At 41.2% G+C, this 8,699-nt stretch carries 8 protein-coding genes; 7 read left to right on the top strand and 1 reads right to left on the bottom strand.

The window, feature by feature from the left end; all coding sequences use genetic code 11:
- The 5 genes from G6554_RS13880 to G6554_RS13860 form a co-directional block, all read left to right on the top strand.
- On the top strand, window positions 1–1,113 hold a 1,113-nt coding region (locus G6554_RS13880), incomplete at its 5' end, for a collagen-like domain-containing protein (protein ID WP_166242813.1).
- 350 nt (window positions 1,114–1,463) lie between these two features.
- Window positions 1,464–2,543, top strand: coding sequence for a glycosyltransferase (locus G6554_RS13875; protein ID WP_166242811.1), 1,080 nt, complete (start codon window positions 1,464–1,466; stop codon window positions 2,541–2,543).
- A gap of 269 nt (window positions 2,544–2,812) precedes the next feature.
- A complete protein-coding gene (locus tag G6554_RS13870; RefSeq protein ID WP_166242809.1) occupies window positions 2,813–3,160 on the top strand; it encodes a PadR family transcriptional regulator in 348 nt (115 codons plus the stop codon).
- Window positions 3,141–3,779, top strand: coding sequence for an HAAS signaling domain-containing protein (locus G6554_RS13865; protein WP_166242807.1), 639 nt, complete (start codon window positions 3,141–3,143; stop codon window positions 3,777–3,779). The genes G6554_RS13870 and G6554_RS13865 overlap by 20 nt, the downstream gene beginning before the upstream one ends.
- Before the next feature lie 70 nt (window positions 3,780–3,849).
- Window positions 3,850–5,313: a DUF4153 domain-containing protein gene (locus G6554_RS13860; RefSeq protein WP_166242805.1), complete on the top strand. Its 1,464-nt coding sequence runs from the start codon at window positions 3,850–3,852 to the stop codon at window positions 5,311–5,313.
- A 109-nt stretch (window positions 5,314–5,422) separates the two neighbouring features.
- On the opposite strand, the gene G6554_RS13855 is transcribed toward G6554_RS13860, so the two are convergent.
- Window positions 5,423–6,214 carry a TIGR00266 family protein gene (locus G6554_RS13855; RefSeq protein ID WP_166242803.1) on the bottom strand — a complete coding sequence of 264 codons (792 nt, stop codon included), beginning with the start codon at window positions 6,212–6,214 and terminating at the stop codon, window positions 5,423–5,425.
- Between the two features lie 330 nt (window positions 6,215–6,544).
- Here G6554_RS13855 and G6554_RS13850 point away from each other — a divergent pair, with 330 nt between their 5' ends.
- Window positions 6,545–8,293, top strand: a complete 1,749-nt coding sequence (locus tag G6554_RS13850) for a SulP family inorganic anion transporter (protein ID WP_166242801.1) — start codon at window positions 6,545–6,547, stop codon at window positions 8,291–8,293.
- 18 nt (window positions 8,294–8,311) lie between these two features.
- Window positions 8,312–8,665, top strand: coding sequence for an ArsR/SmtB family transcription factor (locus G6554_RS13845; RefSeq protein WP_166242799.1), 354 nt, complete (start codon window positions 8,312–8,314; stop codon window positions 8,663–8,665).
- The last annotated feature ends 34 nt before the right edge of the window (window positions 8,666–8,699 follow it).

The raw sequence follows: 8,699 nt of genomic DNA, 5'->3' as shown, positions 1-8,699 counted from the left end.
GTAACAGGGGCGCCGGGAGTAACAGGAGTAACGGGAGCACCAGGAGTAACAGGGGCGCCGGGAGTAACAGGAGCACCGGGAGTAACAGGAGCGCCGGGAGTAACAGGGGCACCAGGAGTAACAGGAGCGCCGGGAGTAACAGGGGCACCAGGAGTAACAGGAGCACCAGGACCAACAGGAGCACCAGGACCAACAGGAGCACCAGGACCAACAGGAGCACCAGGACCAACAGGAGCACCAGGAGCAACAGGAGCACCGGGACCAACAGGAGCACCAGGAGTAACAGGAGCACCAGGAGTAACAGGAGTAACAGGAGCACCAGGAGTAACAGGAGCAACAGGAGCAACAGGAGCAACAGGAGCAACAGGAGCAACAGGAGCACCAGGAGCAACAGGAGCACCAGGAGCAACAGGAGCAACAGGAGCAACAGGAGCACCAGGAGTAACAGGAGCACCGGGAGTAACAGGAGCACCGGGAGTAACAGGAGCACCGGGAGTAACAGGAGCACCAGGAGTAACAGGAGCACCGGGAGCAACAGGAGCACCAGGAGTAACAGGAGCACCGGGAGTAACAGGAGCGCCGGGAGTAACAGGAGCACCGGGAGTAACAGGAGCGCCAGGAGTAACAGGAGCAACTGGAGTAACAGGAGCAACTGGAGTAACAGGAGCAACTGGAGTAACAGGGGCGCCGGGAGTAACAGGAGCGCCGGGAGTAACAGGAGTAACGGGAGCACCAGGAGTAACAGGGGCGCCGGGAGTAACAGGAGCACCAGGAGTAACAGGAGCACCGGGAGTAACAGGGGCGCCGGGAGTAACAGGAGCACCAGGAGTAACAGGAGCGCCGGGAGTAACAGGAGCACCGGGAGTAACAGGAGCGCCAGGAGTAACAGGAGCGCCGGGAGTAACAGGAGCACCAGGAGTAACAGGAGCAACAGGAGTAACAGGAGCACCAGGAGTAACAGGAGCACCAGGACCAACAGGAGCACCAGGACCAACGGGAGCACCAGGACCAACGGGAGCACCAGGAGCAACAGGAGCAACGGGACCAACAGGAGCACCAGGAGTAACAGGAGCACCGGGAGTAACAGGAGCAACGGGACCAACAGGACCTTAATTCACAACAAGTAGCAGAACAGAATCAATCCTTAGTTTAGACGAATATTTTTCATTAAGAAGAACCTTCTCTTTCGGGAGAAGGTTCTTTGTTTAAAGCATTTTTACAAAATGGAGTTCATAAAGCTCCTACAGTAAAGCTTGGAAATGCCGGATCAAGTAATAAATCTATTTGATTTGATTACTTAGCTGACAGTTAGATTGTTCTTTTTCCAAAAAAGTAGGTACAAGTACAACCAGGTAAGAGGTTGTTTTAATATGATACAAAGGAAACTGGAGAATTTAGGAGAAAGAAAGCTTAAAATTGTATAAAACTTGCAACTATTGTGTGTAAGAAAGGGGATATTTGTATTGATTACTATTAGCTTATGCATGATTGTAAAAAATGAAGAAGAAGTGTTGGCAAGATGTTTGGAAACAATAAAAGATATTGTGGATGAAATAAATATTGTGGATACGGGTTCCACTGATCGTACAGTAGAAATAGCAAAGCAGTATACAGATCGTGTTTTTTTCTTTGAATGGATTGGAAATTTTGCAGCTGCAAGAAACGAGTCATTTAAATATGCCACAAAGGAATATATTCTTTATCTTGATGCCGATGATGTACTTCTCGAAGAAGATCAGAGAAAACTGAAAGAATTAAAGGAATCGTTAGATCCCGCAGTGGATTCAGTTTCTATGTACTATGACGCCGGCACAGATGAATTTGGGAATGTAACACTGCGCTATCGCCGCAACCGCCTTGTTAAAAAGGCAAGGAATTATGAGTGGAAAGGTGACTGTCATCAGTATTTAGATGTATATGGAAACATCATTAATTCTGAGGTTTCTGTCACCCATAGAAAAATTAAACACTCTGTAGGGAGAAATCTAAACATTTATCAAGGCAAAATTGATCGCGGCGATACATTTTCACCGAGGGATTATTTTTATTACGGAAATGAGCTTAGGGAAAATGGTTATTATGAGAAAGCGATTGCGGCCTACAATAATAATCTAGACTTAAAAGAAGGATGGATTGAGGATAAGGTCTACGCGTGCATTAATAAAGCAGATTGCTATCGTCATCTAAGCGATCTTGACAATGAACTTAGCTCCTTATTTCAATCTATTGAGTTTTCTAAGATCCCCCGGGCCGAAACATGCAGCCGAATTGGGTATAATTATCAGCGAAGGCGGGAATATAAGGTGGCAATCTACTGGTACAATCAGGCCACTCAATTAGTGCCGGAATCGGAAAGATGGAGTTTTATCTACCCAGCCTATTTTACATGGTATCCACATATGCAAATGTGTCTTTGTTACTACAATTTGGGTGACTTTACTAAATCCTATTATCATAATGAAAAGGCAGGAAAATATAGACCACAGGATCAAAAAATCCTTTATAATAAAAAACTGTTGGAAGAAAAGCTTAGGATTGGGTAAATAGTAGGTGCTTTTAAATAGTATGAGTTCTAAACAAAAAGGACTCATGCTATTTAATAATTCCAAGTAAATAAAGTCCCCGGCCAGTACCTATTAGGGGTATTACGAAACGTTATATAATAATTCACGCCCCAATTATTTACCTCATTTTTTCGTTGGTTAAATGTTGATTCAGTTTTATTAATAAAATTTTTTCCATTATTGCTTTACAATTTTGAAAATCAATTGTAGAATTTCTATGCACCTAAAATATCTAGGTAGGTGAAAAAATGTTTAACCGTGAATTGGTCAAAGGCAGCACATCGTTAATCTTACTCCAATTATTAAACGAGCGGGATATGTATGGCTATGAACTAGTTAAAGAGCTTGAACAGCGAAGTGATCATGGTTTGAGCGTGAAAGAGGGGACCTTGTATCCGGCACTTCATAAGCTTGAGAAGCAAGAGTATATCGAATGTTATTGGCAGGAGCAAGATAAGGGCCCGGCACGCAAGTATTACCAGATTACCAATGCCGGAAAAGATTTATTAGATGAAAAAACGCGTGAATGGCAGGATTTCGTTAAGGTAATGAACAAGGTGATTGGGAGATCGAAGCATGGAACGGCAGAAGAATAGGTTTCTTGAAGAATTGGCCAAGGGTCTTGGAAATCATCAGGATAAAGAGGAAATTCTCCTTGAATACGCATCGCATATTGATGAAATTATTATTGAATTCTATGAGTGTTCGAACGAAGAGGAATTGTTGGAGCGGATTGTGTCAAGGCTTGGATCCCCTGAAGAGATAGCAGAATTATGGAAAGAAGAACTTTCCGTAACTCCGAGTAATATGAAATGGCTGTTTATTCTATTGAATATCCTTTTTTTTGGTGGAGGAAGTTTACTAACACTTGCCCATAATCTCTTTCAATGGCAATGGTCAAACACTATTTGGCGATATTTAACAACAATCCCTACCTTAATTGCCTTTTTGTATATGTTTTTTTGGGCATTACTTGGCTACGAAATTGGTAGAGGGTTTGGACACGGGGGGCGAAGGCTTCTCAAGAAGACCTTCCTATTATCGCTCATTCCCAATTTAATCTTAATGGTTTTAACCGTTTTTCAAATAATCCCACATTCGTGGTTCGCCCCATTACTGACAAAAACGTTTATTATTGCTTGTATCATATTTACTTTTTTCCTTTACCCTATAAGCTGGATTGGCTACCGCTGGGGACGAAGGGCTTCGATATAAGCAGTTTTTTTTGCTTATATACCTAGTAAAACTATATATATAGAAAATCTACTTAAAAGAGGGATGAAAGATGGAAACGAAAATTGGCAAAAGGGATGGACTCTTTTTATTTTTATGTTTGCTTCTCGGAATCGTAGCGGAAGAATCATTTTTTCGCGGGCAAATCGGGATTTCATATTTGATATTTATCATCGTTTTTTATTCAGTATTTTACCTGCGGTACCGTGGTTATCCATTTTCACATCAACGATTTGGCTACCTTGTCCTTTGTTGTATTTGGCTCCTTTCGGCAAGCTATTTTTTAAATAATAATATGCTGTTTTACGGACTAAATATTATGGTGATTCCCGGCTTGGTTATTTTTCACTTAGTATTAGTCACGAGCCCAAAAAGTTTTCAATGGAGTCAACCTATTTTTGTTTCCTACCTATTTTCTAGGCTGTTAGACGCACTGAAGTACAATGCAGTGATTGCTGCCTATTTAGGCAAAGGCATAAAAGGAAGTGTAAACGAAGATAAATTACTTGTTTGGAAAAAGGTTTTAATTGGTGTGGTCATTTCCGTTCCAGTATTGGCTGTAGTCCTAAGACTTTTAATGACAGCTGATTCGAAGTTTGAGCAGATTCTTGGGGGAATTCCTAATTGGTTTCGAGTGGTTGACGCCGAAAGTTTTATCAGAATCATCTTTATACTTATCGCTACAGCGGCAATATTTTGTCTGCTGCAAGTTTTGTTACAGAAACAAATTAAAGTCATGAAGCAGGAGGGAAGTTTACACCACCGCCAAAAGCTTGACCCGATTATTTCCATAACTGTGCTGGTCTTAATTAATATCGTTTATATCTTATTCACGCTGGTACAATTCAAGTATTTCTTTAGCGGCACTTTACAGGGTGATCTGACGTATGCCGAGTATGCAAGAAAAGGGTTTTTCGAACTCTTGTTTGTCACGATGATTAATTTGTCAATCACCATCGTTGTGGTAACTTTCGGTGATCGTGGAAAAATTAGTATCCAACGCTTTACGCAGCTTATGCTTACTATTCTTATCCTATCTAGTGGAGTGATGCTTAGTTCTGCATTTTTACGATTAAGTCTGTACGAGGACGCATATGGATTTACCTTTACAAGGGTGCTGGTGCATTCATTTATGATTTTCCTTGTAATCATCTTCATCTATACTTTGGTGAAAATATGGGTTGAAAAATTATCGTTATTTCATTTTTATTTTATCACATCGTTAATTTACTACACTGCCATAACAGTCATTGATTTGGATAAAATAGTCGTAAAGGAAAATATGAACCGCTTCGAACACACTGGGAAAATTGATGTACACTATCTAAACAGTTTATCGCCAACCGGTGTGCTTGGATTGATCAATCTGTACGAAAAGGATAAGAATATTCCGGATTTACAAACCATATTACTTGAGAGGAAAAAGGAAGCAATTAGTGAGAGTCATCCATGGCAGTCGTATAACATAAAAAGAGACCAAGTTGCTGGTAAACTGAAAAAATTACAACTACAGTAGTAGATACTTTGAAACAAAACTCCAACCCATATTGGGTATGGAGTTTTGTTTATAGAAATAACTAGACACTTACAAAAAAGCAGGATCAATTAGATCCTGCCCTATAATATTAGTCACCGTTAAACATATCAAAAATTCCGCGGGCAATGCTGCCTTCATCTTTCGCTCCTCCTCTAGAAGGGGCAGCGGCAAATACACGGCTTGCAAGCCTGCTAAACGGCAGCGACTGGATCCAAACAGAACCCGGTCCTTTTAAAGTGGCAAAGAATAATCCTTCGCCGCCGAACATGGCGGTTTTAATCCCTTTTACAAATTCAATATTATAGTTAACAGTACTGGTCATTGCTACCAAACAGCCTGTATCCACTCGCAAGGTCTGGCCAGGGAGAAGTTCTTTTCTCGTAATCGTTCCGCCGGCATGGACGAAGCACATTCCGTCTCCTTCGAGTTTTTGCATAATAAAGCCTTCGCCGCCGAAGAAACCAACCCCCATTTTACGTTGGAACTCTATGCCGACCTGTACGCCTTTGGCAGCAGCAAGAAAGGCATCCTTTTGACAGATAATTTTTCCGCCAAGTTCACTTAAATCCATTGGAATAATTTTGCCTGGATAGGGTGAGGCAAAAGAGACATGTTTCTTCCCTATCCCCGTATTTGTAAAGGTTGTCATAAATAAGCTCTCACCAGTAATAACACGCTTACCTGCGCTGAATAGTTTACCCATTAGTCCGCCACCGCTGCTGCTCGACCCGTCGCCAAAAATCGTCTCCATATGTATATCATCTTCCATCATCATAAAGCTTCCGGCTTCGGCCACAACTGTCTCTTGAGGATCAAGCTCTACCTCAACGAACTGCATATCATCACCATAAATCTTATAATCGATTTCGTGATTATTCATAACAAATCCCTCCCATTTTTTATTTTATAACTTATCTTCATTATAAAAAAGATAGGAAAGAAGTGCTAATTATATTTTCAAAAAAAAGAAGACGCCTGATTAATCAGGCGTCTTCTGCGTATTGAGGCGAAAAACCACACTCCACATAGTGCGCTCCATAAAGGAATGTTTCTCGACTTACACAACTCAGCTCATCGCTTTGCTATTATAACATCTTGTCGTACCAAACACAAGTGAAATATTTTCGAATTAAATACTTGATTATTATCCGCTATTATCATATATTCAAATAATCAGATATACAAAAATAACTAGATAAGAAGGGTGAATATGTTTACTGATAAAAGGTTCCATCATTATTCCTTAAGTAGCTTGCCAAAGGACCTCCTTGCAGGCGTGATTGTTGGGGTCATCGCGATTCCACTTGGCATGGCATTCGCCATTGCTTCAGGGGTGAAGCCAGAGTATGGAATCTATACAACAATTGTTGCCGGGATTCTCATCTCCCTATGCGGCGGTTCAAAGTATCAAATTGGCGGGCCGACGGGTGCATTCATTCCGATTTTGTTTGGAATTGTCATGACATACGGCTATGAAAATTTACTTATTGCCGGGTTTATGGCTGGGATTATTCTCCTGTTAATGGGGATATTCAAACTGGGATCCTTGATTAAATATATTCCCAGACCGGTTACGATTGGATTCACGACCGGGATAGCTGTCACGATCTTCACGGGACAGATCGCTAGTTTCCTAGGATTAAAGGGGATAGAAAAGCATGAGGAGTTTATTAGAAACATTCAAGAAATTTTTATCCACCTTCATACAACCAGCCTATTTAGTGTAGTAACGGCAGCAATTTGTTTAGGAACCGTAATTCTAACGCCAAAGATTGCACCAAAGGTTCCAGGACCGCTCATTGGATTAATTGTATCCACAATGGTTGCCACCTTGTTTTTCCCTGGTCAAGTGGCCACAATCGGAACTGCGTACGGTGAAATCCCTAGTACATTGCCGCAAATCCATATTCCGACTATTAATATAGAGATCATGATGAAACTACTTAAGCCGGCGTTCATTATTGCCATGCTTGGCGGGATTGAATCTCTGCTTTCGGCAGTTGTGGCAGATGGGATGACGAATAGTAAGCATAACAGTAACAAGGAATTAATCGGGCAGGGAATTGCCAACATACTTACGCCATTATTCGGTGGAATTCCAGCCACAGGTGCAATCGCCCGGACAGCAACGAATATTAAGAACGGAGCTATTTCACCTTTTTCAGGTATTATTCACGGGATCGTCGTGTTACTTGTTCTGTTGTTTTTTGCACCATATGCTTCTTATATACCACTAGCAAGTATGGCGCCAATCTTGATGGTGGTTGCCTGGAACATGAGTGAAAGAAAGGTATTCGCCCATATTTTAAAAATAAAATCCACTGATTCACTTGTCCTTGTTGTTACTTTTTTGTTAACGGTTTTTGTTAATTTAACGATGGCAGTTGAGGTGGGACTAGTTATGTCTGCTATTCTTTTCGCCAAGCGGATGAGTGATGTAATGGTGACGGAAAAGGTGCTTCCAAATCCTCGGACCAAACATGAAAAAGTAGAAACGGGAATGGTAACAGACACACATGACTGTCCGCAAATCAGTATTTTTAATGTAGAGGGTCCGTTATTTTTTGGTGCGGCACTATCATTTGAAGAAACCATTATGAAGACGATTAATTATCGTCCAAAAATTCTTTTGCTTAGAATGGGTCGTGTTCCCTTTATTGATACTACAGGGGAAGCAAATTTAGCGCATATCGTTCACCATTTTTCGAAAAATGGTATAGTACTGATATCGGGTTTAAATTCGCAACCGGAAAAGGTTTTGAAAAAAACCGGACTCTATGACGTCATTGGTGAGGAACATTTCTATGAACATACAGGGGAGGCCATTCAATACGCACTTGGGCAAATAAATAAAAATGAATGTCTTGGCTGTAAACATTTTGCTTTTAGAGAGTGTAAGAAGCTCTCAGCTGTAGAGGCAGTGGAGGGCAGCAGGAAAAGACTTAAAGCTACTTTCTAGTTTGGGGGTGATGATGAATTGAATTTGGAAATGCAACGATTTAAGGCAGAATTTTTTAAAGCGTTAGCACATCCATTACGAATCCGTATATTAGAGCTGCTGGCAGAAGGGGATAAGAATGTGAACGAACTTCAAACTCTTGTAGGCAGCGAGGGGTCGGCTGTATCGCAGCAGCTTCAGGTGCTTCGTGCGAAAAATATTGTTTCAGGAACAAAGGAAGGTAATAAGGTTATTTACACTTTGAAGGATTCGATGATTATTGAATTGCTAGCTGTGGCAAAACAAATTTTTAATAATCATCTTGTGGATACAATAACGATATTGGATAAATTTAAAGAGGATGAAGAAGATCCGGTAATGCCGAAGAATTAAAAAAATTCTTCGGTTTTTTCTATTTGTAAGGTGG

It is taken from the genome of Bacillus sp. MM2020_4, from assembly GCF_011250555.1.
In the GTDB taxonomy this organism is placed as follows: Bacteria; Bacillota; Bacilli; order Bacillales; family Cytobacillaceae; genus Neobacillus.
Note: the sequence above shows the minus strand (reverse complement) of the source record. Positions and strands in the feature narration are given on the sequence as shown.